General features: G+C 74.0%; 25 protein-coding genes, 1 tRNA gene and 1 pseudogene. 9 read left to right on the forward strand and 18 right to left on the reverse strand.

Annotation, left to right across the window (positions count from 1 at the left end; all coding sequences use genetic code 11):
• Positions 1–121: 121 nt before the first annotated feature.
• Both PP1_RS03950 and PP1_RS03955 read right to left on the reverse strand, forming a co-directional pair.
• On the reverse strand, positions 122–418 hold the full coding sequence (locus tag PP1_RS03950) for a hypothetical protein (RefSeq protein WP_010223620.1): 297 nt from the start codon (positions 416–418) through the stop codon (positions 122–124).
• A 72-nt stretch (positions 419–490) separates the two neighbouring features.
• Complete coding sequence (locus PP1_RS03955) at positions 491–826, reverse strand: DUF4288 domain-containing protein (protein ID WP_010223618.1); 336 nt, start codon at positions 824–826, stop codon at positions 491–493.
• A gap of 346 nt (positions 827–1,172) precedes the next feature.
• On the opposite strand from PP1_RS03955, the gene PP1_RS03960 reads away from it, so the two are divergent.
• From PP1_RS03960 to PP1_RS04000, 9 genes are all read left to right on the forward strand, one after another.
• Entirely contained in the window at positions 1,173–2,378 is a 1,206-nt protein-coding gene (locus PP1_RS03960; protein WP_010223616.1) for a helix-turn-helix domain-containing protein, read from the forward strand.
• Between the two features lie 5 nt (positions 2,379–2,383).
• Entirely contained in the window at positions 2,384–2,941 is a 558-nt protein-coding gene (locus PP1_RS03965; RefSeq protein ID WP_010223614.1) for a flavoprotein, read from the forward strand.
• A gap of 135 nt (positions 2,942–3,076) precedes the next feature.
• Positions 3,077–3,400, forward strand: coding sequence for a hypothetical protein (locus PP1_RS03970; RefSeq protein WP_010223612.1), 324 nt, complete (start codon positions 3,077–3,079; stop codon positions 3,398–3,400).
• A gap of 131 nt (positions 3,401–3,531) precedes the next feature.
• Entirely contained in the window at positions 3,532–4,335 is an 804-nt protein-coding gene (locus PP1_RS03975) for a hypothetical protein (RefSeq protein WP_010223609.1), read from the forward strand.
• Positions 4,328–5,296 carry an FtsK/SpoIIIE domain-containing protein gene (locus tag PP1_RS03980; protein WP_010223607.1) on the forward strand — a complete coding sequence of 323 codons (969 nt, stop codon included), beginning with the start codon at positions 4,328–4,330 and terminating at the stop codon, positions 5,294–5,296. The genes PP1_RS03975 and PP1_RS03980 overlap by 8 nt, the downstream gene beginning before the upstream one ends.
• Positions 5,293–5,613, forward strand: coding sequence for a hypothetical protein (locus PP1_RS03985; protein WP_010223606.1), 321 nt, complete (start codon positions 5,293–5,295; stop codon positions 5,611–5,613). The genes PP1_RS03980 and PP1_RS03985 overlap by 4 nt, the downstream gene beginning before the upstream one ends.
• 1 nt (position 5,614) lies before the next feature.
• A complete protein-coding gene (locus PP1_RS03990) occupies positions 5,615–7,150 on the forward strand; it encodes a replication initiator (RefSeq protein WP_010223604.1) in 1,536 nt (511 codons plus the stop codon).
• A 27-nt stretch (positions 7,151–7,177) separates the two neighbouring features.
• Positions 7,178–7,393 carry a helix-turn-helix transcriptional regulator gene (locus PP1_RS03995; protein WP_029239105.1) on the forward strand — a complete coding sequence of 72 codons (216 nt, stop codon included), beginning with the start codon at positions 7,178–7,180 and terminating at the stop codon, positions 7,391–7,393.
• Positions 7,393–8,604 (forward strand): tyrosine-type recombinase/integrase, encoded by a 1,212-nt coding sequence (locus tag PP1_RS04000; RefSeq protein WP_010223600.1) that lies wholly within the window; start codon positions 7,393–7,395, stop codon positions 8,602–8,604. Before PP1_RS03995 ends, PP1_RS04000 begins: the two co-directional genes overlap by 1 nt.
• A gap of 83 nt (positions 8,605–8,687) precedes the next feature.
• Here PP1_RS04000 and PP1_RS04005 read toward each other — a convergent pair.
• The 16 genes and pseudogenes from PP1_RS04005 to PP1_RS04080 all read right to left on the reverse strand — a co-directional run bounded on the left by PP1_RS04005 (position 8,688) and on the right by PP1_RS04080 (position 23,959).
• Positions 8,688–8,761, reverse strand: a tRNA-Pro gene (locus PP1_RS04005).
• 27 nt (positions 8,762–8,788) lie between these two features.
• Entirely contained in the window at positions 8,789–9,556 is a 768-nt protein-coding gene (locus PP1_RS04010) for a LuxR C-terminal-related transcriptional regulator (RefSeq protein ID WP_139323862.1), read from the reverse strand.
• On the reverse strand, positions 9,553–10,284 hold the full coding sequence (locus PP1_RS04015) for a DUF5995 family protein (protein ID WP_010223596.1): 732 nt from the start codon (positions 10,282–10,284) through the stop codon (positions 9,553–9,555). Before PP1_RS04015 ends, PP1_RS04010 begins: the two co-directional genes overlap by 4 nt.
• A 95-nt stretch (positions 10,285–10,379) precedes the next feature.
• Positions 10,380–13,403 carry an ATP-binding protein gene (locus tag PP1_RS04020; RefSeq protein ID WP_075314169.1) on the reverse strand — a complete coding sequence of 1,008 codons (3,024 nt, stop codon included), beginning with the start codon at positions 13,401–13,403 and terminating at the stop codon, positions 10,380–10,382.
• Between the two features lie 51 nt (positions 13,404–13,454).
• Positions 13,455–13,697 carry a hypothetical protein gene (locus PP1_RS04025; protein ID WP_010231558.1) on the reverse strand — a complete coding sequence of 81 codons (243 nt, stop codon included), beginning with the start codon at positions 13,695–13,697 and terminating at the stop codon, positions 13,455–13,457.
• Positions 13,698–13,710: 13 nt separating this feature from the next.
• Positions 13,711–14,700 (reverse strand): zinc-binding dehydrogenase, encoded by a 990-nt coding sequence (locus PP1_RS04030; protein ID WP_033199715.1) that lies wholly within the window; start codon positions 14,698–14,700, stop codon positions 13,711–13,713.
• Entirely contained in the window at positions 14,700–16,109 is a 1,410-nt protein-coding gene (gene der, locus PP1_RS04035) for a ribosome biogenesis GTPase Der (RefSeq protein WP_060576166.1), read from the reverse strand. Before der ends, PP1_RS04030 begins: the two co-directional genes overlap by 1 nt.
• 89 nt (positions 16,110–16,198) lie before the next feature.
• On the reverse strand, positions 16,199–16,888 hold the full coding sequence (locus PP1_RS04040; RefSeq protein ID WP_060572322.1) for a lysophospholipid acyltransferase family protein: 690 nt from the start codon (positions 16,886–16,888) through the stop codon (positions 16,199–16,201).
• Positions 16,885–17,559, reverse strand: a complete 675-nt coding sequence (gene cmk / locus PP1_RS04045; RefSeq protein WP_033200533.1) for a (d)CMP kinase — start codon at positions 17,557–17,559, stop codon at positions 16,885–16,887. The genes PP1_RS04040 and cmk overlap by 4 nt, the downstream gene beginning before the upstream one ends.
• A 103-nt stretch (positions 17,560–17,662) precedes the next feature.
• A complete protein-coding gene (gene aroH, locus PP1_RS04050; RefSeq protein WP_010241432.1) occupies positions 17,663–18,025 on the reverse strand; it encodes a chorismate mutase in 363 nt (120 codons plus the stop codon).
• Positions 18,025–18,786 carry a pseudouridine synthase gene (locus tag PP1_RS04055; protein ID WP_010241431.1) on the reverse strand — a complete coding sequence of 254 codons (762 nt, stop codon included), beginning with the start codon at positions 18,784–18,786 and terminating at the stop codon, positions 18,025–18,027. Before PP1_RS04055 ends, aroH begins: the two co-directional genes overlap by 1 nt.
• A 4-nt stretch (positions 18,787–18,790) precedes the next feature.
• Entirely contained in the window at positions 18,791–19,558 is a 768-nt protein-coding gene (scpB, locus tag PP1_RS04060; RefSeq protein WP_170918939.1) for an SMC-Scp complex subunit ScpB, read from the reverse strand.
• Positions 19,559–20,351: 793 nt separating this feature from the next.
• Positions 20,352–21,221 (reverse strand): annotated as a pseudogene (locus PP1_RS04065) (segregation and condensation protein A); the annotation flags it as partial.
• 2 nt (positions 21,222–21,223) lie between these two features.
• On the reverse strand, positions 21,224–22,108 hold the full coding sequence (locus tag PP1_RS04070) for a ParA family protein (RefSeq protein WP_010241425.1): 885 nt from the start codon (positions 22,106–22,108) through the stop codon (positions 21,224–21,226).
• Between the two features lie 190 nt (positions 22,109–22,298).
• Positions 22,299–22,982, reverse strand: coding sequence for a hypothetical protein (locus PP1_RS04075; protein ID WP_139323861.1), 684 nt, complete (start codon positions 22,980–22,982; stop codon positions 22,299–22,301).
• A gap of 53 nt (positions 22,983–23,035) precedes the next feature.
• Positions 23,036–23,959 (reverse strand): site-specific tyrosine recombinase XerD, encoded by a 924-nt coding sequence (locus PP1_RS04080; RefSeq protein ID WP_010241420.1) that lies wholly within the window; start codon positions 23,957–23,959, stop codon positions 23,036–23,038.
• Position 23,960: the final 1 nt, after the last annotated feature.

Below are 23,960 nucleotides of genomic sequence, written 5' to 3' on the forward strand. Positions count from 1 at the left end.
GCGCTCGCGCAGCGACGGTTCTGTGTGGGGTAGGGGCCCCGCACAGGTTCGCCCTGGATGCCGCGCGGACCACGTACGACCGTTTCCGGCATCGGGGGTGGGCTGCCCGTTCCTCAGCGCGCTAGCTCTGGTCTCCGCCCTGCTCGATCCGGACTTGCTCCACCAGCGCGGGGTAGGTCGCGTCGGCCTCTGGCCTGTCGAGGTCCCAATGCGCTGTCGTCCAGGGGATCGGGCATGGGCCGTTGTGCTCCGGATCAGGACACAGCAGGAGTTGGATCTCGTCGACCAGCCTCCTCGCTTGCACCTCGGTGCAGTAGACGCCGACCTTGATCTCGAAGAAGGCCTTGGTCTCAGTTTTCGGTCGGGATGCGCTCTTCTCCATGTTCCGGATGCTGGCACCGGGCATCGAGTCGGTCATCAGGGATCTCCCGGGTCTCGGTGGGGTGACGGGCACCGAGCCCCTCGGGCTGGGCCGAGCGGGGCCGGCCTTTCACAGGGCTTCGCCGTCGAGGAGGGGTTCGAACGTGCGGTAGGAGGTCAAGTCTCGGAAGTGGCGGCTGTACAGGTCGGCGGGCGAGGTGTCGTTCTCGTACAGGGCGGGTGCTACGTCGACGACCTCCAACAGTCGATCCCTGATCTCCTCCCCCGCCTGGTTGCTGTAGGAGATCTGGGCGTCGCGTCCGTGTCGCTCTGCCCGATCGCGAGCGTTGCTCAGTGACGGGGCCCGCAGCGTGACGATGTCCTCGCGGTAGAGCGGCCGGTAGTCCGGCGCAGATGACGACGACTCGAACAGGAGGATGGCGACGAACAGCGTCTCGGTGGCCATGTCCGCATCGTCGTCCCGTTCCGACCTGCTCGCCTCAGGCCGAAACCCTGAGATGCACCCGGGCCGGGCTCAGTCTTGTTGCCGCACCTTCGGCCGTTCCGGGGTGCGGTCTTCTCGCGTTCCGAGCTGGTCTGCCGGTGGCGGGCGTGCGCGCGCCGGTCGCCGGGCCGGAGGCAGGAGGCGAACCGGCAGCGACGCCGCCCGTCCGGCCCGTCAGGGCCGGCTTGAAGACGTAAAGAAAGTCCTCACCGACCGGAAGGTACGTCCGGAAGATCGCGCCCGTCCGCAGTGGCAATTCGACGCCCGAAAGGGCGGAAACGATCATCGTGATGTGAGACAATGAGGCGTGCCCGAGGATTCGATTGGCAAGCGGATCGCCACCTACCGGCGGCGCCGTGGCATGAGCCAGGCTGCGCTCGCAGGCCTCATCGGCCGCTCGGAGTCCTGGCTGTCGCAGGTCGAGCGGGGCGTCCGCTCGGTCGATAGGATGTCTGTCCTGCTGGACCTCTCGCGGCTGCTGCACGTCGACGTCCAAGCGCTGACCGGCACACCGTGGCAGCTCGCGCCGAACGGTGGGCAGCGCGCCGAGGGCATCGAGAGCGTGCGTACCGCGCTCAACCAATACACGGGCCTGCTCGGCGGGAATGACACGGTCCCCGAACTAGCAGAGGTCCGACGCTCGGCATCCGAGGCGCACACAAATTACCAAGCGGCTCGATACGCGAGCGTTGTCCGCGACATTCCAAAATTGATCGCGAACGCCGATGCCGCATTGCTGCATTCCGGTACGGACGATCGAGAAGCAGCGCTGTCCTACGTCGAGACCTACGTCGTAGCCTCCAAGCTGTTGACCAAGCTCGGCGTCGGCGACCTGGGCGCGGTGACGGCGGACCGGGCCGCGATGGCGGCTGGTCGCGCGAACTCCCCGGCCGCGCAGGGCATGGCGGTCTACCAGGTCGTGACCGCGCTGCTGCGCTCCGATCAGGTCGACCAGGCCGAGCAACTCGCGATGCGCATGGCCGGGCAACTCGGCCCGGCAGTACGTTCCGACGACCCGGCTCTGGTGTCGGTCACCGGGGCACTGTGGCTGATCGCGGCCGTGATCGCGGCGCGGCGGACCGAGCAGTGGGAGGCCGAACGCCGGCTGGCCGAGGCATCCGCGTTGGCCGATCTGCTGGGCCACGATGCGAACTACGCCTGGACAGCGTTCGGGCCGACGAACGTCGCGATCCACCGTGTGTCGGTCGCGGCCGAGCTCGGCAACCCGGGCGGTGCGCTCGACGCCGCTGCCGCGGTGGACCTCGACGCCCTCCCAACCGGGTTGTCGTCGCGCCGAGCGCAGGTCAACCTGGATCTCGCCTGGGCGCAGGCACAGCGTCGTCGGGACGCCGAGGCCACGCTCAACCTCCTGGCCGCAGAGAAGGCCGCTCCGGAGGCCGTGGCCCAGAACGTCGTCGCCCGCGAGATCATGCGGATGATGCTCGCGCGGGCCAAGCGCGGCAACGGCAACGCGTTGCAGGCGCTCGCAACCCGGGCCGGTGTGCTGGACTAGGTGCCATGACGGCACCACTCGGGTTCGTGGTCTGCGGCGCACCGTTGGCCGCCCGCGCACCCGATGTCGCACGCGCCCTGGCCGACCAGGGCTGGGAACTGTCGATCGGCGTCAGCGAGGCCGGCGCCGAGTGGGTCGACCCCGACAAGCTCGCCGCCATCGCAGAGCACGAGATCGTCACCCGACGCCGGCACGCCACCGAGCAGCGCCGGACACCACGCCCGGACCGGGTCGTGGCGTTCCCACTGACGTTCAACACCGCCAACAAGATCGCCGCCGGGATCATGGACAATCACGTCACCGGCGCCCTGTGCGACGCACTCGGCACCGGCGCCCCGGTCCTGGCGACGCTGATGGTCAATGACCGGCTCTGGGGACACCCGGCCTGGGCCGGCACCCTCGACCGGCTGACGACAGCGGGCGTCCGGTTCCTCGACCCGCGTGTCGGCCACGTCACGGGGCCGGAGCCCGTGCCCTCTGGTACTGGTGGACAGGTAGTCGACAGCTTCGACCCACGCTGGGTCGTCGACGCTGTCGCTGCCCTCCCCGGCCGCGACACCTGACCCGGTAAGACCCGCGACCCGTACGTCTGTGCGGGTCGCATTTTCGTGCGGGTCGAACCTCTGAGCTGCGGTTTTCCTTGGTAGGCGCTCCCCCGAGAGTCGGGACGACAGGGCGCGAGTCCCAGGAGGACCGTCATGGCAACGATCAAGGTGGACACCAGCGGCACCCGTTTCACCGTGGGTGCGGCTCCGCGTCCGAAGAACGACATGGACGGCCGGCAGCGCACCGACCGGCAGACCGGGGCGCCGTTGTTCACCACGCAGCTGGTCAAGGTCGACGACGAGGGCGCCGAGATCCTGACCATCACTACCCCGGGTGCCCCGGCGGTGGAGCAGGGCGCCGAGGTGCGCCCGGTCGCGTTGATCGCGATCCCGTGGCAGCAGGGCCAGCGCTCCGGTGTGGCGTTCAAGGCCGACCGGATCGAGCCCGCGCACGCGCCGGCCTCCAAGGCCTCCTGAGCGCCGGTTCTGCCGCTGTCTGGTCGGTGGAGAGGGCCGGGACTCACTTCCCCGGAGCCCCGGCCCTCTCCCCCGGCGCTGCTCACGCTCCCCGCTGCTGCTCGTTCAGTCGCTTGGAAGGCCGATCCCTGATGCCTCGCAACGCCACACCGTCCCGCTCCTTCGGTGTCGGGAAGTCCCGCGTCGATTCCTTCGAGATCATCTCTGCACCGCCCCGCAACCCCGCCATCCGCGTTCTCGCGCTGCTGCTGAGGTTGCGGGCCGAGCTGCTCGTCCTCGCGCTGCTGCTTACGGCCTGGGTCGCGCTCGGACCGGACCACGCCCCCGGCCCGGACGGCGTCGTGGTCGGGGTCCCGGGTACCGGCCTGGACGCCACCACCCGCCCCGTCCTGTTCGCCGCGGTCGGACTGCTGCTGGCCGGGCTGCCGTGGACGCGCCGGTTCCTGTTCCACCGCGCCCAAGCCGTGCTCACCCGCCACCGGGTCCGCCAGGCCCTGTTGGAGTGCCGCGTCCTCAACTCCCGCTCCCGCGCGTGCCCGCTGACAGTGTGGGCGCGTCCGACGCGGGTCGGTGAGGTGGTGTGGCTGTTCCTGCGCGCCGGGATCGGCCCGCACGCGGTGGAGGAGCAGGCCGAGGAGCTGGCCGCGACCTGCTTCGCCCGGGAGGCCCGGGTGACCGCTTGGCCGTCGTCGATCAACGTCGTCCGGGTCGAGATCATCCGTCGCGACCCGCTCGCGCCGAACCTGATCCGCTCGGACCTGTTCCGCTACGCCGCCGGCGACGTCCACGAGGAATGGCCAACCAACGATCGCGGTACCGAAACCCCGGCACCGCGGCCCAAGCCGTCCCGGCCGGTGCTCCCGGCGCTCCCGCGCCCAGCGCTCGACAGCCCGCAGCCCGGCGGGCGTGGTGGGGACTGGTCGGACTATGTCTGAGCACCCGAACCCGCCCACCCTGCCGCTGCACGCGCTCGACGACGGCCCGGAGCCCGGCCGGCTGGGCCGCCCGCTGCTGGCGCTCGCTCGCTGGGTCGACGAGTACACCGCCCGCCGCCGCGAACGCGGCGCCGATGAGGGTCCGTCGATCTGGGAGCCGATCCACCTCGGCGTCGGCGAGAACGGTCGGCCCATCCGGGTCCCGCTGATCTACCGGAACATGCTGCTCGCCGGGGAACCCGGGGCGGGCAAGTCGGTGGGGTTGAACAACATCGTCGCCCACGCCGCCCTATCGACCGACTGCCGACTCTGGTTGTTCGACGGCAAGATCGTCGAACTCGGACTCTGGCGCACGTGCGCGGAACGGTTCATCGCCAACAGCCTCGACGACGCCACCTCGGCGCTGCTCGACCTGCAATCCGAGATGGACTCCCGCTACGCCGTCCTCGACAACGAGCGCCGCCGCAAGATCGCACCGTCGGACGGGGTATCGCCGATCGTCGTGGTGCTCGACGAGCTGGCCTACTTCTCCGCCACCGTCGGCACCAAGCGCGAGCAGGAAGCCTTCTCCGTGCTGGTGCGGGACCTGGTGGCCCGCGGCCGCGCGGCCGGGATCATCGTCGTGGCCGCGACGCAGCGGCCGTCCGCGGACATCATCCCGACGTCGCTGCGGGATCTGTTCGGGTACCGGTGGGCGTTCCGCTGCACCACCGACACCTCCTCGGACATCGTGCTCGGACACGGCTGGGCCACCCGCGGCCACACCGCCGCCAGCGTGGCGCCGGAGACGAAGGGGATCGGGTTCCTCCTCGCCGAAGGCGGCGTCCCGCGCCGGGTCAAGGCCGCCTACCTGTCCGACGAGCAGGTCTACGCCCTCGTCGAGCGCGCCGCGCTGCGCCGCCTCGCCGCCGGGATCGCCCACGGCCAGGACCTCGACCAGCAGCCCGGGAGCGGATCATGACCGCCCGGCCGTCGGTGGCGGACCTGGTCTACGCCGGGGTGCGCCGTACCGACGCCGACCGGATCCGGGTCGGCGCCCGCTACGACCGGGGCGCACTCTCGCCGGTCGCCTGGCGCACCGCGATCGCTGCCCTCTACGCCCGGGAAGCGCGCTGGTGGGCGGTGCTGGGCCGCGCCACGGTCGCCGATCACGCGATCCCGCTGGTCTACATTGCCGCGGTCGGCGCCGCGCAGACCGGTGCCCGACAGGCCGCTGCCGACTGGGCCCGCGCCGCCACCGAGCGCGCCCGCCACACCAACCCGGCCCGGGTGAGCTGACATGGGCACCGGCCGCCGGGACAACGCCACCGTCGAGCACCTCGCGGCGCGACGGCTGTCCCGCCTGGCCGGCGACACCCCGCCCGCCGAACTCGTCGCCGCCGCGAACCGACGCGACGACGTCACCGGCTGGTTACGCCACGTCACCCCCGCCGCCGGCTGCGCCCACCCGGTCCGCCTGTCCGGGACGGTGTTCCGGGTCGAGACCTCGACCGGCCGCATCACCAGCGAGCGGCACACCTCGCAGATGCCCGACGGGCTGATCTACACCGCCTGCGGCAACCGCCGCGCCTCCGTCTGCCCGTCGTGCGCCGAGACCTACCGCGCCGACACCTTCCAGCTCGTCACCGCCGGACTGGTCGGCGGCAAAGGCACCCCAGCCAGCGTGGCGGGGCATCCGTGCGTGTTCCTGACCGTCACCGCCCCCTCCTTCGGACCCGTCCACGCCCACCGCACCGACCACCGCGGCCGAGCACTGCCCTGCCGCCCCCGCCGCGACGACACCACCTGCGAGCACGGGACCGGACACGCCTGCTGGGAACGCCACACCGACGACGACCCACGCGTGGGCCGGCCGCTGTGTCTGGACTGCTACGACCACCCCCACCAAGCCGTGTGGAACATGCACGTCGGCGAGCTGTGGCGCCGCACCATGATCGCCGCCAACCGTGGCCTGCGTCCGCTCGAGAAACTGTCCGGCGCCAAGCTGCGCCTGTCCTACACGAAGGTCGCTGAATTCCAGGCCCGCGGCGCGGTCCACCTGCACGCCCTCGTACGCCTCGACGGCCGCGACCCCGACCCGAACCTGTCCCAACTCACCCTGCCGCCCCCACCCGGCATCTCCGCCGCCCAGGTGGCGCTGCTGCTGCGCTCCGCGGTGACCGGGGTCGGGTTCGCCACCGAACCGCACCCCTACCGGCGGTCGGGCTGGTGGATCGAGTGGGGCACCCAGGTCGACCCCCGCCCGGTCCGCCTCGCACCCCGGGACCTCGACGACCACGCCGAGATCACCACCACCGCGGTCGCCGCCTACCTCGCCAAGTACGCCACCAAGGCCACCGAGACCGCCGGGCACCTCTCCACCCGCTTGCGGCCGGACACGGTGCGCTCCTACACCGACCACGCCACCCACACCGGGCGCCAGATCGACGCCTGCTGGCGCCTCGGTCAGCGCCCCGGTGGCTGGGACCCCGACGACTGGTCCGCCTCCTGGGGACGGCTCTGGCGGTGGGCGCACATGCTCGGATTCGCCGGGCACTTCTCCACCCGCTCCCGCCGCTACTCTACGACCTTGACCGCCCTGCGGCAGGCCCGCCGCGACTGGCAACGCGACCACGCGAACACCGGCCCGACCGCCGATGAGATCGAGCGCCTGGACGACAGCGAGGACACCACCGAGGTCGTCATCTCCTCCCTGCACTTCGCCGGCATCGGCTGGCACACCACCGCCGACGCCCTCCTGGCCAACACCGCCGCCGCCCAGGCCCGCGCCAGGAGGCGCACCGCCCGCGAGGAACTGACCAGCACGACAGCCTGACCAAGCCCCACCACGGAGGTGATGACCATGACTGCTGATCTACTGCTCGGACGCTGGTACTCCACCGACGAACTGGCGGAACTGCTGGGCGTCGACCCGTCGTCCGTGCGCCGCTGGCGGACCGCTCGACCGCCACAGGGACCGCCGTTCGTCCGCGTCTCGTCCCGCGTGACGATGTACAGCGCGGCCGACGTCGAGACCTGGCTACGGAGCCGCCGCATCGATCCCGGGAGGGCCGCGTGATGGGCCCGCCGGATCACGGGCTACCGCTGGGCGTCTCCATCCGCGGCGACGTCGAGCACCGGCCCGACCGCCCGCAGCCCTACCGGGCCCGCGTCCGCTGGACAGACCCGGCCACCCGGCAACGGCACTCGAAGTCCGAGGCGTTCGACACGGCCGAGGCCGCACAGGGCTGGATCAACCAGGTACAGCGGCTCGCGACAGCCGGCGTCGACCCGGTCACCGCGACCCGCACCCTCGCCGACTACGGCGAGACCGTGATGCCGCTGGCGCTGCGCGGGTTGGAGTCCAAGACCCACGATCCCTATCTGGCCGGCTGGAAGTACCGCGTGGTCCCGACACTCGGGCACCTGTCGGTCCGGATGGTCACCAACGGCGCCGTCGACCGCGCCGTCCAGCAGTGGATCGCCGACGAGTGCAGCCGCTCCACGGTGAAGAACAGCCTGGCCATCCTCGTGCGGGTGCTCGAACAGGCCGTCCGGGACGGGATCATCGACCGCAACCCCGCCCGGGTCACCGGCTGGCAGTACGCGTACCGCCAGGCCGAGGACGAGCTGGACAACCCCCGCGCCCTCGCGCTGCCGAACTGGGAAGCCCTGAGCCGCCTGGCCGACGCGCTGGTCGACCGGTCATCCGGACGCTTCCGCGGCTGGGGCGACGTCACGATCTTCGCCGCCTGCACCGCGGCCCGAATCGGCGAGGTGTCCGGGGTCCGGGTCGCCGACATCGACACCGGCCGGTGGCTCTGGACCGTCCGCCGGCAGACCACGCCCTCCCCCGGCGGCCTCGTCGACAAGGGCACCAAGGGCAAGCGGGCTCGCTTCGTCCCGCTGATCGCCGAGGTGCGGGATCTGGTGCGGCACCGGATCGAGGTCGTGGAGGGCCGGCCCGACGCCCGGATGTTCACCGGGCCACGCGGCGGCCGGATCACGACCGCGGTGTTCCGGGACGCCACCCACTGGGACGAGGTCGTCGCACAGCTCGGGTTCGAGCACCTACGACGGCACGGGCTGCGACACACCGGCCTGACCTGGATGGCCGACGCCGGCGTCCCGGTGCACGTCCTACGCAAGATCGCCGGACACGGATCGCTGACCACAACCCAGCGCTACCTGCACCCCGACCAGGCCGCGGTATCGGCCGCCGGGGACTCCCTCACGGCCTTCCTGCGCGCCCCGCGGTCCCCAAACGGTCCCCAGGAGGCCGCCGGATGAGCGGGACCAAGATCGCCGCCGCAACAGCGAAACGGCCCGCTGACCTGGCGATTTACCAGTCCAACGGGCCGTCAATCAGACCGTCGGGACGACAGGATTTGAACCTGCGACCCCTTGACCCCCAGTCAAGTGCGCTACCAAGCTGCGCCACGTCCCGGCCGCCCCTCGCGGAGCGAGAGCAACACTACCTCACCCCCGGCGCCGGAACTCCGGGGGTGTCGTCCCCCGGGTCCAGGCTGCGCACCAGCGCCACGGCCTCCAGCTGCGACCCCACCTCGAGCTTCCCGAGCACCGCCCTGACCTGCGTCCGGACGGTCGGCAGCGACACCACGAAGTGGTTCGCGATGGCCTGCGCGCGCATCCCGCCGGCGAGGAGGTCGAGCACCTCCCGCTCGCGTCGGGTCAGCGCCGCGAGCCGGCCCCGGACCGACTGCTGGCGGGCGTCCCACTCCAGGTACCGGCGGACGAGCTCCTCGCGCTGGGTCGGCTTCAGCAACGACCGGCCCGCGCGGGCCTCGCGGATGTTCACGAGCAGCGTGGGCATCGCCGCCGACTTCGGCACCCACGTGAATCCCCCGTGGTGCAGGGCCGCGCCGATCCGCAGCGGGTTGGAGCTCCCCGAGAGCACCAGGATCCGCCAGCCCGCGCGGCGCAGCTCGGGGATCAGCGGGATCGTGTCGACCCGGCGGCCCCGTTCGTCGCGGCCCAGGTCGAGGTCGAGGACGAGCAGGCCGGGGACGACGCCGTCGACGGCCCGCCGCACGTCGATCTCGGAGTGCGCGGGGACGAAGTGTGCGTCCTCGCCGTCCCGGCGCAGTGCCGTCGCCAGCGACGTGCCGACGAGCTGGTGGTCGTCGAGCACCAGCACGGCGCCGCTGGCGAGCGCGCCGCCACCGCCGTCGGCCGGTCGTGACCACGACACCCGCCCGTCCCCCACACGGGCGGGTGTCATGTCAGGGCTCCCGGTGTCAGGAGTCCCCGTCCGAGGAGCGCGGTGCGCCGGTCCAGGGCGTCGATCTCGCGCTCGTAGGCGGTCGGGCGTGACCGCCGGTCCCACAGTTCGAGGGCCTGTCGCCACGCGATCTCCCGGGGCAGCACGATCGCGATGCAGCAGCTCGCGCCGTCCCGGGTGAGCGCGGCAAGGTGCTGGGTGACGACGTCGTGCACGGCCCGGCAGTCGGCCCGCTCGGCCGCTCCGGGCGCACCGCGGCCCAGCACCGTGCAGGTGCGGACGACCGCGGCCGGAAGATCGAGGTTCACCAGCGCGTTCGCCCCGACGACGGCGAGCTGCACCGGGGAGACCCGCCGCTGCGACCGCCGGTCGACCAGCACCGCCCAGGAGCGCGGCGGGACGCCGCCGGCGACCGAGGCCCGCAGCGCCTGCAGGTAGCGGCGGGCGAGCTCGACGTCCAGCCGGGCCAGGAAGTCCTTGCCGGGGACGTGGTCGTCGTCGAGCTGGGCCCTGATGTCCCGGGTGATCCGCAGGTGGAGCTGGTTGAAGGCGGCGACGCCGTCGCGGCGGCCGTGGTCCTCGACGAGCATCTCCTGCAACCGCTCGAGGTGCCGGACGACGCCGTCGACGTCGTCCGGGACGGTCGCGAGCAGCCGGCCGATCCGCGGGGCGAGGTGTGGTGGGCCGGCCCCCGGCACGCCCGGCGGGCGCTCCGTCATGGTGGTCATCCGGGCCTCCCGGCGGGATCGGCGAGGAGACCAGCATCGACCGGTGGTCGCCCGCCGCCATCGGGCGTATGCCCTAGACCGCGTCCGGGAGCGCCCTAATCCGGCACGCCCCCGTGCTCGACGACGCCCGCCTCCGGGAGGTGCCGCCGCAGCACGCCGGCGGCCTGGGTCCGGTTCGTCACGCCGAGCTTGGCGAAGATCCGTGCCAGGTGCGCACCGACCGTCTTGGGCGCGATGAACAGCCGGGCGGCGATCTCCTTGTTCGTCGCACCCGCGGCGAGGACCTGGAGGACCTCCAGCTCACGCCCGGTGAGCGTGCCCAAGGGGTGGTCCACCGGCGACGACGGCCCGGGCACGGCGACCGGGCCGCCGTTGCCCGCGGGCAGGTCCGGCAGGTCCGGGACCGCGATCCGGGCCCTCCGCGCGACGGTGGCGATCTCGGCCAGCAGGGGTTCGGCGCGCAGCGCCCGCGCCCCCGCCGCGGCCCGGGCCAGCTCGGCGGCACCGGTGGCCCGCCGGCCGGTGAGGAGGGCCTCGGCGCTGCGCAGCCGCGCGTACGCCGTCGGGTAGGGCTGGCCCAGCCGTTCCAGGAGGTCGGCCACCCGGCCCCAGGTGCCGGGGTCGGCGCCGGCGGTGGTCCGGGCGTCCTCCGCGGTGCACATCGCCTCGTAGGTGGCGAGGACGCCGCGCAGCGCCGGGTCGGAGCGTTCCCCGCGGGCGGTGAGCTCGCGGCGGTGGCGGCGCAGCCGGCGTACCGCACCGGCGTCGACGGGTTGCCCGGCGAGGAACGCCTCGGCCTGTGCCCGGGCGCCGTGCCAGAGCAGCGGCGCGACCGCGAAGACGTCGTCGATGCCGGAGTCGACGACGTCGAGACCGGTCCCGACGTGGTCGAACGCCGTCCCGGGGCGGCCGCGCCACATCTCGAGGCCCGCGCGCAGGATCAGCAGCGGGAGCCGCAGCTTCGGCAGGCCGGTCGATCCGGCCACGAGCTCGACGGCCGCGAGGTCGGTGTCGGAGCCGTCGAGGTCCCCGCGCCCCATCCGCAGCCGGGCACGGGCGAGCCGGAGCTCGATCATCTCCGAGCCGGCCGGTGCGGCCGCCCAGGCCGTCGCGACCTCGTGCTCGGCCTCGTCCCACGCCCCCTTGCGGAACAACCCGTTCGCGGCCTCCGCGCGCAGCGACACCGCCGCCGTGCGGCCGAGGCCGAGCGCGGTCATGCGGTCGGCGCCCGCACGGGCCTCGGCGACGCCCTCGTCGAGGGCGTTGAGCGGGCCGGACAGGAGTGCCGCGCGCCGCAGCAGGCACTCCCCCAGCGTCGCCGGGTCGCCGGTCGCTTCCGCGATGCCGACGGCCTCCGACAGCGCCTCCATCCCGGCCGTGCCGTCGCGCGAGTGTGCCGCGCCGAACCCGAGCACCCCCAGCACCGACGCCAGCGCCCGCGGCTCGCCGACCCGCCGCGCCGGTACGAGCGCGCGGTGGGCCATCTCCCGGGCGGCGACGTAGTCGGCGCGCGCGAGCAGCGCCGACGCGTACCCGGCGAGGACCTCGGCGCGGGCGCCGTCGGCCGGGTCGACGGGCAGCGCGTCCGCGCGGACACCGGGCGCGGTGGCCGGGTCCCCGGGCACCGCGTCGGGGCCGGGGGGTTCGGGGAGCGCGGCCGCTGCCCGCCGGTAGGCCTCCTCCGCCTCCCCCGCCTGCCCCGCCGACATCAGGTAGCGGCCCAGCCGGGCGCGCAGCACGGCCTCGTCGAGCCCGGACGGGCCGTCCGGGTCGGCGAGGCGTTCGGCCAGCAGCGCGACCGCGGAGTCGTGGTCGCCCGCGAGGTCCGCCGCCGCGGCCGCCCGTTCCAGGTATCCACCGCGGGCGCCGTCCGCCCCTGGGACGGGCAGCGTCGCGGCCCGCAGCCAGTGCCGGTGCGCCTCGGCGTACCCGCGCAGCCGTTCGGCCTCCTCCGCCGCCGCCAGCGTCGCCTCCAGCGCCTCGGCGGGGCGCCCGGCCCGCTGCCAGTGGTGCGCCAGCCGGGCCGCGGTGCCGGGCCGTGCCACGGACCCGGCGACGGCCCGCGCGTACCGCCCGTGCAGCTCCACCCGCTCGGCGGGCAATAGGTCGCCGGCGACCACCTCGGCCATCAGTCCGTGCCGCAACGCGTACCCGTCGGCGGCGGTGACCACGACGAACCCGCCGTCGACGGCCTCCCGTACGGCCGTCGCCAACTCGGCACCCGGTGCGTCCAGCACCGTGGCCAGCAGGGCGTGCTCGACGTCGCCGACGCCCGCGGCGACCGCGCGCACGACGTCCTGCGCCTGCGGCGACAGTCCCGCGACCCCGGCCCGGACCAGCTCGCGCACGGTCTGCGGCACGCCGGTCGGGTCCCCGTCCTGCACCGCGCGGACGGTCTCCTCCGCGAGGAACACGTTGCCCGCCGAGTGCGCCCACACCAGGGGTTCGAGATCGGGCCGGTCCGGCATCCACCGCCCGACCAGCTCGGCCAGCTCGGCCCGCGGGAGCGGCCCGACCTGGGAGAAGGAGACCGTGCGGTGCCGGCGCAGCTCGGTCACCAGCGGCAGCAGTACGGCGGGCGTCCCGCCGGTGGGGTCGTCGCGGTAGGTGCCGACGACGAGCACCGGCTCGGTCGCGAGGCCGGCCAGCAGGTAGGCGAGCAGGTCGCGGGTCGACCGGTCGGCCCAGTGCAGGTCGTCGACGACGAGCACCACGGGCCCCGGGCGGGCCGCCCGTCCGACGAGCGCCGAGAGCTGCGCGAGCATCCCGACCCGGTCCCCGACGGCGCGGCCGGTGTCGTCGAGCCGGTCGAGCGCCTCGGTGAACACCCCGGCGAGCGGCCCCGGCACCGAGCGGGCGTGCGCCCGCAGGGCCGACACGACCGGCCAGAACGACGGCGCGTCGGCGATGTCCAGCGCCCGGCCGGTGAGCACGACCGCACCGTCGGCCGCGGCCGCCCGCCCGAACTCGGTGACCAGCCGGGTCTTGCCGACGCCGGCGTCACCGCCGAGCAGCACGGCCGACGCGCCGCGCTCCGCGGTCCCGGCCAGCGCGGCGCGCAGGAGCTCCAGCTCGGCGCCGCGGCCGTGGAAGGTCCGCTCGGCCGGAGTGTCGCTCACGGTGCACAGATTAGTGAGAGGGCATGTACCGATCCAGCCCGTCGGTCCGATTCATGCCGTGTCGGCCACGACCCACCGGGCGACGAGGATGCTGAGCCAGGCCAGCACGCGGGCGTCCGGCTCGCAGCCGCGCCCGTCCCACGGGTGCATCATGTCGGCGTACCAGGACGCCTCGGTGCGCGCGTCGTCGACCAGCTCGTCACCGCCACGGTGGGCCAGCGCGATCTCGCACGCCGCGCGTACGCGCCAGATCCACCATCGCTCGACCACCGTCACGGGAGCGGTCTCGGCCACGGCCCCCGATCGGTTACAGCGGTGCCGCGGCGGCGTCGGAGAGGTCGAGGACGACCTTCCCCGTCACCTCTCCCGACCGGAGCAGGTCGGCCGCCGTGGCGGCCTCGGCGAGCGGGACCACCCGGTCGACGGTGGCGCGTACCCGGCCGTCGGCGACGAGGTCCAGCACCGGTGTGAGCGCGCCGGCGACGGCGGCGCGCTCGTCGGCACCACGCACGCTGAACGTCGTGCCGATCAGCCGCAGCCGACGGAACGACAGCGTGTTCAGGTCCAGCGTCGCGGCCGGCCCGGCGAGGCGTCCGATCTGGACGGCGGTGCCGCCGATCCGGATGCCGCCCAGTGCCGCGGCGAGGTGGTCGCCACCGACGAGGTCGAGGACGACGTCGACGCCGGCCCCACCGGTCGCCTCCCGCAGGGCGGCGGCGAGCCCGTCGGTACCGACCAGCGGCTCGGCGCCCGCGGACCGCAGCGAGCCCGCCTTCGCCGGGGAGGTCGTCGTCGCCAGCACCGGGGCGGCACCGAGTGCCGCGGCCAGCCGGATCGCGACCTGGCCGACGCCCGTCGTCCCGCCGAGCACCAGCACCGACCCGCCGTCGAACCCGGCCTGGGTGACCAGCGCGTCGTGCACGGTCTCCAGCGCGACCGGGAGTGCGGCGGCGTCGGTCCAGGCCAGCCCGGCGGGGACCGGCAGCGCCCGCCGCGCGTCGACGACGGCGTAGTCGGCGAACGCGGCCGGCGCCGTCGCGAGCACCCGGTCCCCCAGTCCGCGGCCTGCGGTTCCCGGGCCCGCGCCGACGACCTCGCCGGCCAGCTCCATCCCGGCCGTGAACGTGCCGTCCGGATCGGCGTGCGGGACGGGGTAACCGCCCGCCAGCGCCAGCAGGTCGGCCCGGTTCACGCCGGCCGCCCGGACACGGACGAGCAGCTCGCCGGGGCCGGGCTCGGGCACCGGCACCTCGGCGACGTCCCACTGTGGCCCGGTCCCGCCGCGGAGCGCGCGCATCACGAGCGCGGGCGCTTCTCGCGCACCCGCACCGAGACCCGGATCGGCGAGCCGCCGAAGCCGAACTCCTCACGCAGCCGCCGCTCGACGAAACGCCGGTAGCCCGCCTCGAGGAAGCCGGAGCTGAACAGCACGAACGTCGGCGGACGGGTCTGCGCCTGCGTCGCGAACATGATCTTCGGCTGCTTGCCGCCGCGCACCGGCGGCGGGGTGGCGGCGACCAGGTCGCTGAGCCACTGGTTGAGCCGGCCGGTGGGCACGCGGGTGTCCCACGACTCCAGTGCCCGGCGCAGCGCGGGCGCGACCCGCTGGGTCGCCCGGCCGGTCAGCGCGGACACGTTGACCCGCTCCGCCCAGCGGACGCTGATCAGGTCGCGCTCCAGCTCCCGGGTCAGCTGGTGGCGGCGCTCCTCGTCGACGAGGTCCCACTTGTTGAACAGGATCACCAGCGCCCGGCCTGCCTCGGCGACCATCGTCAGGACCCGCTGGTCCTGCTCGGCGATCGGCTGCGACGCGTCGATGAGCACCAGCGCGACCTCGGCGGCCTCGATCGCGGAGCTCGTCCGCAGGCTCGCGTAGTACTCCATGCCCGACGCCATCTTGACCCGCTTGCGCAGGCCGGCGGTGTCGACGAACCGGAACACCTCGCCGTCCAGGTCGACCAGGGAGTCGACCGGGTCGACGGTGGTGCCGGCGACGTCGTGCACGACCGACCGCTCCTCGCCGGCGAGCTTGTTGAGCAGGCTGGACTTGCCGACGTTGGGCTTGCCGACCAGCGCGACCCGGCGCGGACCGGCACCGGAGGCGCCGAAGTCGTCGCGCGGGGTCTCGGGCAGCACCTCGAGGATCGCGTCGAGCAGGTCACCGGAGCCGCGGCCGTGCAGGCCCGAGACGGGGTGCGGCTGGCCGAGCCCGAGCCGCCACAGCTCGGCGGTGTCGGAGGTGAGCCGGTCGTCGTCGACCTTCGTCGCGGCCAGCATGACCGGCACCTTCGCGCGGCGCAGCACCCGCGCGGCCGCCTGGTCGGTGGCGGTCGCGCCGACCGAGGCGTCGACGACGAGCAGGACGGCGTCGGCCGTCCGCATCGCCGTCTCGGCCTGCTGGGCGACGAAACCCTGCAATCCGTCCGCGTCCGGCTCCCAGCCACCGGTGTCCATCAGCTTGAACCGGCGGCCGTTCCACAACCCGTCGTAGACGACGCGGTCGCGGGTCACCCCCGGCACGTCCTGCACGACCGCCTCGCGACGTCCCAGCATCCGGTTGACCAGCGTGGACTTGCCCACGTTCGGTCGTCCCACGACGGCCAGCGTCGGGGTCGCCAGCACCTCGTCGGGGTCGATGCCGGCCGCGACGCGGCCCTCCTCGTCGACCGCCACGAACTCGGCGGGGTCCAGGCCCAGCCGGTCCATCTCCGCGCGGTCGGCGGCGTCACCGATCTCGACGCCGGCGGGGTACTCGTCCCCTGCGCCGGTGCTCGTTCCGCGTCCGCTGCTCTCGTTCACCTGTCACTCACGTCCCCGGCCGGATCGATCCGGCCGCTCTGCTGTCCCTCTCGGGACGTCTCCAGTTCGCGGACCAACGTCCGCAGTGCCGTCGCGACGGCGGTGGTCGCCGCGGCCAGTCCGGCCCGCCCGGGCTCCGACGGTGCCGGCAGCGGCTCGCCCACCAGCACGTCCACCCGCGGGCGGAACCGGCGCCCGCCCCCGTCCGGACGGCGGGTGCCACGCACCGCCACCGGCAGCAGCGGCGCCCCCGCGGCCCGGGCGAGCCAGGCAGCGCCCTGCCGGGCGGCGGCCACGTCGCCGGTACCGCGGGTCCCCTCCGGGAACACCGCGACCAGCCCGCCGTCGCGCAGCACGCCCAGCGCCGCCGTCAGCGGCCGCCGGTCGACGGTGTCCCGGCGGACCGGGATCTGCCCGATGGCCGGCAGCAGCACCGCCAGCGGCCCGGCGAACATCTCCGCCTTCACCAGGAACACCGCGCGCCGCCCGAACATGCCGAACAGCAGCGGTCCGTCGACGAACGCGCTGTGGTTCGCGACGACCACCACCGGTCCCCCGGCCGGGATCCGCCCGCCGTGCAGGAGCCGGACCCGGTAGAACGGCACCCACAGCCACGTCCCGATCCAGCGGGCCAGGTCGTGCAGCCACCCGAGCCCGTGCTCCGGCAGCGCACGGGCGGGGCTCACCCGACCAGCCCCCGTTCCGCGACGAGCTCGCGCAGCCGCTCCAGCACCGAGTCGGCCGAGAGCCGGTCCGTGTCGAGCACCAGCGCGTCGGCCGCCGCGTAGAGCGGGGAGATCCGCCGTGACGAGTCGAGCCGGTCCCGGCGCTCGACGTCGGCGAGCGTGACGTGCAGGTCGGACTCCCGCCCGGCCCGCGCGTCCTGCCGCCCGCGCCGCGCCGCACGGACCTCCGGCGACGCCGTCAGGTAGACCTTGAGCGGCGCGTCCGGCACCACCACGGTACCGATGTCACGGCCCTCGACCACGATCCCGCCGCCGTCCCCGGTCGCCGCCCGGATCAGCGCGTGCTGCCGTGCGACCAGCTCGGCCCGGACCTCCGGGACCGCGGACACGGCCGACACGAAGCCGGTCACCTCCGGGCCGCGGATGTCGGCCGACACGTCCTCGCCGTCCAGGGTGATCGACGGAGCCGCCGGGTCGGTACCGGACTCCATGCGTGCACCGGTCGCGACCCGTGCGATCTCCTCCACGGGGGTGTCCTCGGTCAGCCCGGCCCGCAGCGCCGCCAGGGTCGCGGCGCGGTACATCGCGCCGGTGTCGAGGTAGGCCGCCGAGCAGGCCTGCGCCAGCCGCCGGGAGACGGTCGACTTGCCCGTCCCGGACGGACCGTCCATCGCGACGACGCCCCGCAAGGCCACCTGTCCCCCATGAGGTCGAGCCGATGATTCCGCAGGGCATTCTCGCCGGTCCGGTGCGGTGCACCGGGGGCGGGGTGGCCTACTGCGGAAGATCGGTGCGCAGGGCGCGGGCCCCGTGCAGGTAGACGTGCCGCATCTCGGCCCGCGACTTCGGTGTGTCCACGTGGGCGAGCAGCCGCAGCACCCGCGGCAGCGCGCCCGGCACCGACATCTCGGTGGCGCACATCAGCGGGACGTCGGTGAGCCCGAGCAGCCGCGCCGCATAGGCCGGGAACTCCGCGGACAGGTCGGGGGTGGCGGTGAACCAGATCGAGATGATGTCGTCGGAGACGAGCTCGTTGCGTTCCAGCACCGCGCTGACCAGCTCGGCGGAACGGTCGAGGATCTGGGACCGCTCGTCGGCGTCGACCTGCGTCGCGCCCCGCAGCGCACGGACCGCCACTACAGCCCCACAGCCTTGTACAGCGACCCGACCTCGACCCGGTCCAGCGGACGGAGCTTGCCGGGCTTCTGGTTGCCGAGCCGGACCTCGCCGACGGCGGTGCGCACCAGTCGCTGCACCGGGTGCCCGACCTCGGACAGCATCCGCCGCACGATGTGCTTGCGCCCCTCGTGCAGGATCAGCTGCACGGTGGAGCGACCGGGCACGGCGTCGACGAGCTTGAAGGCGTCGACGCGGGCGATGCCGTCCTCCAGCTCGATCCCGTCCCGCAGCCGCCGGCCCAGGTCGCGGGCGATCTTCCCCTCGACCTCGGCCAGGTAGGTCTTGGGCACCTCGTACGACGGGTGCATCAGCCGGTGGCCGAGCTCGCCGTCGTTGGTGAGCAGGAGCAGGCCCTCGGTGTCGGCGTCCAGGCGGCCGACGTGGAACAGCCGCTGCGCGGAGTTCATCAGCTCGACCCGGTCGGCGAGCAGGTCACCGACGCACGGGCGGCCGAGGTCGTCGGACATCGTCGAGTGCAGTCCGACCGGCTTGTTCAGCGCCAGATAGACCTGGTCGTCGCGCAAGGTGACCCGGGCGCCGTCGACGTGCAGGACGGCGGTCTCCGGGTCGATCCGGCGGCCCATCTCGCGGACGGTCTCGCCGTCGACCTGGACGCGGCCCTGGGCGATCAGCTCCTCGGCGGCGCGCCGGGACGCGACACCCGCGCGGGCCAGCACCTTCTGCAGCCGTACGCCGTCGGGGTCGTGTGCGGTACTCATTCGTCTATCCGTCCAGGTCGTCGATCGCGTCGATGTCGGGCAGCAGCGGCGCCAGCGGGGGCAGGTCCTGCACCGAGGAGAGCCCGAGCCGTTCGAGGAACAGCTCGGTCGTCCGGAACAGTGTCCCCCCCGTCTGTTCCTCGGTTCCCGCCTCCTCCACCAACCCGCGGGTGAGCAGCGTACGGAGCACACCGTCGCAGTTGACGCCCCGCACCGCGGCCACCCGCGCACGGGTCACCGGCTGCCGGTACGCCACGACGGCGAGGGTCTCCAGCGCCGCCCGGGTCAGCCGGGCACGCTGGCCGTCGAGCAACAGCTTCTCGACGTAGGGGGCGTAGCGGTCGCGGGTGTAGAACCGCCAGCCCTCACCCACCCGGCGCAGGTCGATGCCGCGGCGGTCCGCGGTGTACGCCAGCGACATCCGGTTGAGGGTCTGCCGGATCCGCGACGGCGTCTGGTTCAGCGTCGTGGCCAGGGAACCCTCGTCGACGGGTGAGTCGACGACGAGGAGGAGGGCCTCGAGGGCGAGCTCCAGCTCGGTGTCGTCGGCGAGGTCGTCGGGGTCGAGGTCCTCGGCGTCGGGCTCCCCGGTGCCGGGCTCCCCGGCCTCCTCGTCGGCGTCGTCATCGGGCCCGGCGGCCCCGGCGTCCTCGTGGCCGGCCTCGTCGCTCGGTGCACCGGACTCGCTCGGCTCCCCGGTATCGGCCCGCCCGGCCACCTCGGGCCACTCAGCCACCTCGGCCCGCTCAGCCATCTCGGCCCGCTCAGCCATCTCGGCCCGCTCAGCCATCTCGGCCCGCTCCTCGTCGGCCCGATCCGCCCCGTCGACCGGCTCCGCCACGCCCGGCTCGCTCTCTCCACCGCCGTCGACCTGCACGGCATGGCCCTGACGAGGGCCGGAACGTGCACCCCGATCACCGGGGACGGGATCCTCCACCGGGCCCCGAGCGACGTCGAGCGTGACGTCCGGGTCCTCGGAGGAGCCCTGGCGCAACGCTCGGTCCGCCTCGGGTGTGGGAGGAACGGCGTGGGGACTGCGTGGCACCGTCCGGCCGATCAGGCGCATCAGCTCGGACGGGTCCTCCGGGTCGTCGGACCCCGGGCGGTCGTCCGGCTCAGTCACCGGTCGTCCCGGCCCTCTCGCCGTGCACGGTGCCGCCGTCCGCGGCGGACCTGCCCACGCCGCCCGAACCGGAGTCGCCCGGGCCGGAGTCCCCCGAGCCGGAGTCCCCCGAGCCGGAGTCCCCCGAGCCGGAGTCCCCGGAGTGGGAGTCGACGAGGTCGGAGTCGGAGTCGCCGTACTCGGGGTCGTCCACCCAGGTGTCGTCCGCGGCCGAGTCGACCGCGTCGGAGTCGTCCGCGTCGGAGTCGTCCGCGTCGGAGTCGTCCACCCAAGGGTCGTCCGCGGCCGAGTCCGCCCCGGGACCCTCGCCGTCGGGATCGTCCGCGGCGGGGTCACCGACGTCCTCGGAACCACCCGGAGCGGAACCCTCGGCACCGGAGCCGACGTCGCCGTCGTCGACGCGGTTCTTCTTGCGCCGCCGCCGGTTCCGCGCCCGCACGGCCTCCTCCGCGGCCGCCGCCTCGTCCTCCAGCGCGGCGGCGTAGGCGACCGGGTCGTCGGTACGGTCCGCGGTCCAGGTGACGGTCAGGTCGGCGAAGGGCTCCGGCTGTTCCAGCGCGACCGACCGCTCCCGGTACAGCTCCAGCAGCGCCATGAACCGGGCGATGACCTCGATCGTCGCCACGCAGTCGGCGGTGAGGTCGGCGAAGCTCGCGACCCGGTCGACGGCGAGCCGGTCGCGCAGCAGCTGCGCGTGCTCGGGCACCGACACGTGCACCGCGTGCAGGTGGTCGACGCCCACTTCCTCCGGCGGCCGCGGCCGGAACACGGCGGCGGCCAGCTCGGCGAACGCCTGCGCGTCCACACCCAGCAGGACCTCGGGCAGGAGGTCGGCGTACCGGTCCTCGACCGACACCGAGCGCGGGAAGCGGCGCAGCGCACCGTTCTCCAGCTCGACGAACAGCTGCGCGGCCTGCTTGTAGGCCCGGTACTGCAGCAGCCGCGCGAACAGCAGGTCACGGGCCTCGAGCAGGGCGAGGTCGTCCTCGTCGTCGACCTCGGCGCCCGGGACGAGCCGGGCCGCCTTCAGGTCGAGGAGGGTCGCCGCGACGACCAGGAACTCGGTGGTCTCGTCGAGGTCGAAGTCGTCGCCGAGGTCCGCGAGGTGGGCGATGAAGTCGTCGGTGACCTTGTGCAGCGCCATCTCGGTGACGTCGAGCTCGTGCTTGCCGATCAGCTGCAGGAGCAGGTCGAACGGGCCCTCGAAGTTCGCCAGCCGCACGGTGAACCGGCGGCTGCGCGGGGAGGCGACGTCGCCGTCGTCGAGGTTCTCCGGGAGGGCGGCACCCTCGCCCGGCCCGTCGGCGAGCAGCGTCACCGGGCGATGACCTCGCGGGCCAGCATCCGGTACGCCGCGGCCGCGTGCGACGTCGGCGCCCACGAGGTGATCGGCTCCCCGGCGACCGTCGTCTCCGGGAACTTGATCGTCCGGTTGATGACGGCGTCGAACACCTTCTCGCCGAACGCCTCGACGACCCGGTCGTGCACCTCCTTGGTGTGCAGCGTCCGGGTGTCGAACATCGTCGGGAGGACGCCGAGCAGCTGCAGGTCCGGGTTGAGCCGGTCGGTGACCTTGTCGATCGTGTCCATCAGCAGCGCCACCCCGCGGAGCGAGAAGAACTCGCAGGCCAGCGGGATGAGCACCTCGTCGGCGCAGGCCAGGGCGTTGATCGTCAGCAGGCCCAGCGACGGCTGGCAGTCGATGAGGACGATGTCGTAGTCCGGCAGGAAACGCTTGAGCGAGCGCCCGAGCGCCTGCTCCCGGCCCACCTCGGTGACGAGCTGGACCTCGGCCGCCGACAGGTCGATGTTCGACGGCAGAAGGTCCAGGTTCTCGACACCGGTGTCCTGCAGCACGTCGTCCGGGTCGGCGTCGCGCTCCATCAGCAGGTTGTAGATCGTCGACTCGAGCTGGTGCGGCTGCACACCCAGCCCGACCGACAGCGCTCCCTGCGGGTCGAAGTCGACGAGCAGCACCTTGCGGCCGTACTCGGCGAGTGCGGCGCCGAGGTTGATGGTCGACGTCGTCTTGCCGACGCCGCCCTTCTGGTTCGCGACGGCGATCACGCGGGCCGGGCCGTGGACGTCGAGCGGCGCCGGTTCGGGCGCGCGGCTGCTGGTCCCGGGCGATCCCCCGGTGGCGTCCGGCTCGCCGGACGCGTCGTCGAGCCGGCCCTGGGATTCCGGCGTCGGATTCATGCGGTCTCCGGTCTCCTCGTGGGGTGCGTACCGGGTCTCGGATCAGTGGCGGCGATCCTGGACCCGCACTGTAGGAACCGCCCCCACGTGCGGCAACGCGCCTCGCCGTGCACGGCGCGAACTGGTGTCGGATCACCTTACCCGCGGGGTACGACGGGCCCGCGGAGCCCGGGGCGCGGCGTGTCGGTCGTCAGCCGCCGGGGGCGACGGTGACGCTGCCGGCCGTGCTGCGGGCGGTGATGCGGTGGTCGGCGCCGGGCTGGTCGGGCACTCCGACGTCGGTCGAGCCGGCGGTCGTCTCCGCCGACACGTCGTACACCGGACCGACGGGTACCCGGACCGTCACCGACCCGGCCGTCGACTCGGCGGTGACGTCCGGCGCGGCGGCGGCGAAGCCCAGCTCGACGCCGCCGGCGCTCGAGCTCGCGGTGACGGCGCCCGGCCCGAGACCGCTGCCCCGCACCGCGCCGGCCGACGAGCGCAGCTCCTGCTCACCGGTGATCCCGGAGACGTCGATCCCACCCGCGGCGAGGTCGGCCCGCGCGGACGCTGCCGCCGGGACGGTCACGACCAGCCCGGCCTGGCACCGCTCGCGGCCGTCGTCCGGGCAGCGGACGGTGATCCGCAGGACGTCGCCGTCGAGGCGGTGCTCGACCTGCGGGCGCGCGTCCCCGGTCCAGCGCAGGTCCTGCTCGACCGACGCCTGCTCCCCCGCGGCGAGCCGCAGCGCACCGGCGTCGGAGTCGATCTCGACCCTCGTCACCGCCCCGTCGATCCGGTCGGTGACGCTCTCCCGCTGTTCCGGTCCCGCCCCGCCGCATCCGGCCATCGCCAGCGCCGCGGCCGCCCCGACCACCCACACCCCGTATCGCATCGGTTCCGGAACGTAGCGGTCCGGGTTCGCGGCCCCGCACGCGGGCCCGGGCATCACCCCAGGGCGCGGGGATGGGCGGTGGCGTAGACCTCGCGCAGGGTGTCGACGGTGACGTGGGTGTAGATCTGGGTGGTCGCCACCGAGGCGTGCCCGAGGAGCTCCTGGACGACGCGGACGTCGGCCCCTCCGGACAGCAGGTGCGTCGCGAAACAGTGCCGCAGCGTGTGCGGCGAGACGGCGGCGACGACGGCCGGTCCGAGCCCCGACGCCTCGGCCGCCGCCCGGAGCGCGTGCCACGCACTCTGCCGCGACATCCGCCCGCCACGGGCGTTGAGCAGCAACGCGGGCGAACCGGTGCCGCGCCCGGCGAGGTCCGGACGGGCGCGCACCCGGTAGGCGTCGACGGCGGCCAGCGCGGGCCGTCCCACCGGGACGATCCGCTGCTTGTCCCCCTTGCCGTGCAACAGGATCGTGCGGGCCCCGGGATCGAGGTCGTCGAGGTCGGCGCCGACGATCTCGGAGATCCGCCCGCCGGTGGAGTACAGCAGCTCCAGCAGCGCCCGGTCCCGCAGACCGGTCGGCCCGTCGGCGACGCACCCGGCGAGGAGCTGGTCGACCTGGTCGACCGTCAGCGCCGTCGGCAGCCGCGACGGCAGCGACGGCGGCGCCACCCCGGCCGCGACGTCGGCCGGCACGGTCCCCTCCAGGACCGCGAACCGGTGCAGGCCGCGCACGGCGGCGAGCGCCCTGGCCGCCGACGACGCGGCCAGTGGCCGCTCCCCCGTCCGCAGCGCCGTCACGAACCCGGCCACGTCGGTCTCACGGACCCGGCCCAGGTCGTCGATCCCGGCGTCGGCCAGGTGCGCGACGTAGCGGTCCAGGTCGAGGCGGTACGAGCGCAGGGTGTTCTGCGCACGTCCGCGTTCGACGGCGAGGTGGCCGAGGTAGTCCTCGACGACCCGCTCCGGCGCGGGCATC

The organism is Pseudonocardia sp. P1, assembly GCF_000178675.2.
Classification (GTDB): Bacteria; Actinomycetota; Actinomycetes; order Mycobacteriales; family Pseudonocardiaceae; genus Pseudonocardia.